6 protein-coding genes are annotated in these 5,050 nt (G+C 62.3%); 3 read left to right on the forward strand and 3 right to left on the reverse strand.

The window, feature by feature from the left end:
- The 3 genes from E4Q08_RS23730 to trbC form a co-directional block, all read right to left on the reverse strand.
- A partial coding sequence (locus E4Q08_RS23730; RefSeq protein ID WP_169072219.1) for a VirB4 family type IV secretion/conjugal transfer ATPase occupies nt 1-1,902 on the reverse strand: 1,902 nt, incomplete at its 3' end.
- Entirely contained in the window at nt 1,899-2,210 is a 312-nt protein-coding gene (locus tag E4Q08_RS23735; RefSeq protein ID WP_169072220.1) for a conjugal transfer protein TrbD, read from the reverse strand. The genes E4Q08_RS23735 and E4Q08_RS23730, both read right to left, overlap by 4 nt.
- A gap of 2 nt (nt 2,211-2,212) precedes the next feature.
- A complete protein-coding gene (gene trbC, locus E4Q08_RS23740; protein WP_169072221.1) occupies nt 2,213-2,635 on the reverse strand; it encodes a conjugal transfer system pilin TrbC in 423 nt (140 codons plus the stop codon).
- Here trbC and E4Q08_RS23745 point away from each other — a divergent pair.
- From E4Q08_RS23745 to trbB, 3 genes are all read left to right on the forward strand, one after another.
- Complete coding sequence (locus E4Q08_RS23745) at nt 2,623-3,219, forward strand: PDDEXK nuclease domain-containing protein (RefSeq protein ID WP_308240218.1); 597 nt, start codon at nt 2,623-2,625, stop codon at nt 3,217-3,219. The two genes, trbC and E4Q08_RS23745, sit on opposite strands and share 13 nt — an antisense overlap.
- Nucleotides 3,220-3,640: 421 nt before the next feature.
- Nucleotides 3,641-4,006 carry a transcriptional regulator gene (locus E4Q08_RS23750; protein WP_169072223.1) on the forward strand — a complete coding sequence of 122 codons (366 nt, stop codon included), beginning with the start codon at nt 3,641-3,643 and terminating at the stop codon, nt 4,004-4,006.
- Between the two features lie 318 nt (nt 4,007-4,324).
- The coding region (gene trbB / locus E4Q08_RS23755) for a P-type conjugative transfer ATPase TrbB (RefSeq protein WP_169072222.1) at nt 4,325-5,050 on the forward strand (726 nt) is incomplete at its 3' end.

A 5,050-nucleotide genomic window follows, 5' to 3' on the forward strand; every position in this document is an offset into this window, starting at 1 on the left:
ATCAACGGTGTATTGACGGATCGCGTCGCGGATCGCTTCGTCCTGGATGGTGACCGAGAATTCCGACAGGGTGCGGCCGCCGCTGGCGTGCAGACTGAGGATCGCATGGCCGATCTCGTTGCGCTGCGCCGGCGTGGTGTGCAGGTCGTTCAAGGCGAGGAGGGTGTCGATCCACTCCATCGCCCAGGCGCGGTCGCCCTTGGTTTCGAGGAACTGCAGCGGGCAGAAGGCCAACTGATCGTCGTCGGCCGCCACCGTGAAGTGCCGGCCGCTGCGACCCTGGGTCTGGGCGCGGATGGCGGCAGCGAGCGGATACATCGCCATGCCCTTGTCGAAGGCAAAGATCGACATGCCGGCGTAGCGGCGAAGCTGCGCAGCGAGGATGCCGAGGTGGGTCGACTTGCCGGAGCCGGTCGGGCCGAATAGGAAGGTATGGCCAAGGTCGCGCACGTGCAGGTTCAGGCGGAACGGTGTCGCGCCGTGGGTGACGCAGTGCATCAGCGCCGGCGCGAGTGGCGGGTACATCGGGCAGGGGGCAGCGTTGCTGCCGGTCCAGATGGTGCTCGTCGGCAGCAGATCGGCCAGGTTCATGGTGTTGATCAGCGGCCGGCGGACGTTTTCCACGCCGTGGCCGGGCAGGCTGCCGAGGTAGGCGTCCATGGTGTTGAGGGTCTCGATGCGGGCGGCGAAGCCGAGGCGGTTGACGGCCTTTTCCACCTGGCGGGCAGACGCTTCCAGGCGGCTGCGATCCTCGTCCATGAGCACGACAACGCTGGTGTAGTAGCCTTGCGCGACTAGGCCGCTATTGACTTCGGCAATCGCCGCTTCGGCATCGGCGACCATCGACAGCGCGTCCTGATCGATCGGCCCGAGGTGGGTGTTGAAGACCTGGTCGAAGAAGCCGCGAATCTTCTGCCGCCATTTCTTGCGGAACTTGTCGAGGTGTCTTACCGCCTCGTGCGTATCCATGAAGATGAAACGCGACGACCAGCGATATTCGCAGGCCAGCTCACCGAGGGCGGTCAACATGCCCGGCGTCGATTCCAGCGGGAAGCCTTCGATGGCGACGACCTGGATGAACTTGCGGCCGACCTTCGGCACGACGCCGGTCCACAGTTCCTGCCCACCGATGAGCGCGTCCAGGTACATCGGGTTGCTCGGCAACTGCACCGGATGATTCACGCCGGTGACGCAGAACTGCAGCCAGCGCAGGAAGTCATCGTGGGTGACTTCCGATCCATCCTCGTTGACCACCCGGTGGCCGCGCAGCCGCTGCAACTCCACCGCCGACGACAGGCGCGACTCGATGCTGACGCACTCGCGCTTGAAGAACTCGATCAGGCCGCGGGTGTGCGCCTTGTGGTCGGGTGCCTTGGCGTCATCGTCGAACATCAGCTCGACGAACTTGCGCTGCGCGAGCAGCGCCGGGAAGTAGGTCAGCGTCAGCACGTAGTAGCCTTCATACATCGTGCCCAGACCCTCGAACAGTTGCCGCCGCTCCTCGTCGATCGCTGCCGATACCCCGTCTGGAAAGTGGGAGGTGCCACGATCGAGATAGTTGGGTGCTGGCAGCCGTGCCGCATCGACGTGCACCATCCAGCCATTGCCGAGGCCGGACAGCGCCTGGTTAATGCGCAACGAAACGGCCTCGCGTTGCTCGTCGGTGCTGCTGGCGTTGTCGGCGCCCTTGTACAGCCAGGCGGCCATGAAGGCGCCGTTCTTGCCCACCATTACGCCGTCGTCGACCATCGCGGCGTAGTTGAGCAGGTCGGCCAGCCCGGCATCTCGGGAGCGGTGCTTTTTGAGCTTCAGCTCTTCGTCGACCGCACGGATGCGGGCGTAAAGCACGAGCAGCAGCAGGGCGCCGAGGGTGGCAATGGCGAAGGCAATTCCGGGGATCATTGGTACTGCTTCCCCTGGCTGGCCGGGTTGTCCCGGAAAGGCGTGCTGCGCGCCGGGTAATACGGCTTGTAGCGACGGTGCCGCAGGTAGACGTGGCGCATCCGGGGATCTGCCTTGGCCATGATCCGCAGCGCATGGAGCGCGCCGAACCAGAGCAGCAGGCCAACGACCGTGGCCCGCAGCTCCTGCGCGCTGAAGACCAGTGCGAAGGCCAGCAGACCCGAGAACATGACCAGTTCACGATCGCCGCCCATGAACAGGTTGTCGCGATTGCCGGCCCGCCGAATCGGGATCTTGCGCAGCGCCATGCTCAGGCGAGCCTTTCCGGAGCGATTCCGCCAAAGCGCTTGACCGCGTCGAACGTGCCTTCGCCGAGGGCGGCGATCTCCGCGCCACGGCCGAAGAAGCTGCTCATCATGTTCTGCGCGCCGACCAGCAGGGCCATGACGAGAACGACGAAGATCAAGGTGCGGAAGAAGCCGTTCAGGTCGCCACCGAAGATCAGCACGCCACCGGCCACGACGATGCCGATCATCGCCAGCGCGAACGCGACCGGGCCGGTGACCGAGTTGCGGAGGTTGGTCAGCCAGCTTTCATAGGGCAGCGACCCGCCGGTGCCTTCCGCTGCGAAGGCGTGTGGCGGGACCAGCAAGAACACCAGCAGCAGGATCGCCAGTCCGAAATAGAAGAGGGTCGATCGAGACGGCCGCTCACCGGCGCGTGGGCGCCTCACAAACCAACTTCGATCGTGCGCTGCCGTCGCCACAGTCCGACCTGGCACGCGACATCCTCAAGGATCCGTACACCTTCGATTTCCTCGGGATCACGGATGCCTCAAATGAACGCACCATCGAAAAGGCGCTCCTGCTGCGGCTGAGAGATTTCCTGATCGAACTCGGCGTCGGTTTCGCGTTTGTGGGAAGTCAGTACCGTCTTGAGGTGGAGGGCGACGAGTTCTTCATCGACTTGCTCTTCTATCACACCCGCCTGCACTGCTACGTGGTGATCGAGCTCAAGAATACCGCCTTCCGGCCCGAATACGTCGGCAAGCTCAATTTCTACCTCGCCGCCGTCGATGACCTGGTGCGTAACCAGACTGTCGATGCGCCGACGATCGGCCTCGTGCTCTGCAAGAGCAAGAAAGGAACGGTCGTTGAGTATGCGCTGCGTGACATCCATACGCCGATGGGGGTCTCCACCTACCGCACCGCCCTGCCTGATGCCATGGCGGGCGTCCTGCCGAGCATCGAGGCGCTGACTGAGGAACTTCGATCACTTCAGAACGACGACCAGGACGATCTTGAACCCGATCGCTGAAGCATTGCGCGCGCTACAGTGGATATGCCTGTTGCCTGCGACCGAAAATACCCGGAAGCACTGGTCACGCCCAAGCCCAAGCGCGGCCAGAGTGTTGCCGATAAATGTCGACTATTTTTACAGTTTGCGCTTCCGCTTTTCAGAAACCAGAACCAAGCCATTGATTTGATGCGAACGCGCTAACAGGGCGTGATTTTTGCTTTCGATTTTCCGGGGGATCGTGAAAGCACGAGCGACGCCGATCATTGTCGGCTACCTGCCATGTCGACGGGCAGGATTGCCTATCGACGGGCTTGCGTGGGCTGCAGACCAACTTCTCCTGACGGCATCAAACCTGATTTTAGCTAAACCTAACTCCAGCATCAAGAACTTTAGCGGCTAAATTTCAGAGAAGCCGCACCACCGGATGGCGACGGGCACTGTGCACAACCAAATCTTTTTCACGAACATTCTTCGCTTGCTCGACGAACGCGGCATGACGAAGAACGAACTGGCCGCAAAGGCCGACATTTCCATCTCCTTCCTGTCCGACCTGACCAATGGCAAGGCGAACCCTTCATTGAAGATCATGGAGGCGATCGCGGAAGCTCTGGAAACGCCGCTGCCGACCCTCCTGGAATCGACCGACCTTGACCGCGATAGCCTGGATGCTCTGGCGGGCGGGAACGCCCCGCGAAGCCTACCCGAAGGCGTGGTCCGGGTGTCGGCAGTCCTGCCGGAACATCAGGCGTTCATCGTCAAGAAGTGGGACGAAGCGGCACGGAACAAGCTGCGCAAACCGTCCTGACGCCCAGTGAGGGCCTTTAGCCGCTGAAGCCATCCCTGCCCTCTCCTCTCCTCTCCTCTCCCGCCAAGGCGCATTCCGCGCCGAAAACGCCCCGTTCTGGATTACCCAGCCCACGCCTGACGAGCGCCCCAGCTTGTCACCAAGGGCGACCTATCCGACGCCAGTACCCGCAGTCCGGTCCATTGACCTAGTCTGAGGCTTGCACATGGCCGCCTTCTGGTTCACCATAGTCGTTGTCTTGCAAAGTTCTGTAATTCGTTATATCGTTTCTCATGTGTCGAAGGTTGGCATCCAACCGAAACAAACGGGGATCGATAGATGGCAGAAATCGAAGAGTCCGTTTCCTCCCTCAAGGATCGGGCGAAGAGGAAGCTGGAGCGTGATCTGGGGCCCCTCATCATAGACGCCCTGGCCGACCCCAAGACTGTCGAGATGATGCTCAATGCCGACGGCAGGCTGTGGCAGGAGCGGCTGGGCGAAAAGATGCGTTGCATTGGCAGCATTCCTTTTGCCCGCGCCGAAGCAATCATCAAGACGGTGGCCGGCTATCACAGCAAGGAAGTGACGCGGCACAAGCCGATTCTCGAAGGCGAGCTGCCGATTGATGGCTCGCGCTTCGCCGGCCAGCTGCCGCCGGTCGTTCCCGCGCCGACTTTCGCCATCCGCAAGAAGGCGGTGGCGATCTTCACGCTCGGACAGTACGTCGCGGCCGGGATCATGACCGCCGCGCAGCAGGCGACCCTGACCGCCGCCATCAAGGCGCACCGGAACATCCTGGTGATCGGTGGCACCGGTTCCGGCAAGACTACGCTGGTCAACGCGATCATCAACGCCATGGTCGAGTTAGATCCCGCCGAGCGTGTTTTCATCATCGAGGACACCGGCGAGATCCAGTGTGCCGCCGAGAACTTCGTGCAGTACCACACCTCGCTCGAAGTGACGATGACCATGCTTCTGAAGACCACCCTGCGCATGCGGCCCGACCGGATCCTGGTCGGCGAAGTGCGCGGCCCTGAAGCGCTGGACCTGCTGATGGCCTGGAAC

Source organism: Candidatus Accumulibacter contiguus (assembly GCF_012940005.1).
In the GTDB taxonomy this organism is placed as follows: domain Bacteria; phylum Pseudomonadota; class Gammaproteobacteria; order Burkholderiales; family Rhodocyclaceae; genus Accumulibacter; species Accumulibacter contiguus.